Here is a 534-nt window from a genome sequence, read left to right as displayed (position 1 = left end):
GAAATCTCTGAGCAAGAGTACTTCGACAACGGTATTCTGATGGTTGCTATGGTTCGTGCGGGTGTTGAGCTAGCGTTTGAAGCAATGACGGCATCTGGCATCATCGATGAGTCTGCTTACTACGAGTCTCTACACGAGCTACCACTGATTGCGAACACTATCGCACGTAAGCGCCTATACGAGATGAACGTGGTTATCTCAGACACTGCGGAATATGGTAACTACCTGTTCGCTAACGTAGCAACACCGCTTCTACGTGAGAAGTTTATGCCAGCAGTAAATACTGACGTAATTGGTAAAGGGCTAGGTGAAACTTCTAACCAAGTAGATAATGCGACTCTTATCGCTGTAAATGATGCTATCCGTAACCACCCAGTAGAGTACATTGGTGAAGAGCTACGTGGTTACATGACTGATATGAAGAACATCGCAGTAGGCGGCTAACTCCTATCCAAGTTAGTAAAGAACTCCAGATAGACTGGAGTCAATAAATACAAAATAAAACACAACATCTAATCAAAAGGCTTGGTCGCC

1 pseudogene is annotated in these 534 nt (G+C 44.4%); it reads left to right on the top strand.

The features are described 5' to 3' along the window. Positions 1-444 (top strand): annotated as a pseudogene (locus KIV40_RS26165) (ketol-acid reductoisomerase); the annotation flags it as partial. Between the last annotated feature and the right edge of the window lie 90 nt (positions 445-534).

This window comes from Vibrio sp. D173a, from assembly GCF_030248475.1.
This window is presented reverse-complemented; position numbering and strand designations above follow the sequence as displayed.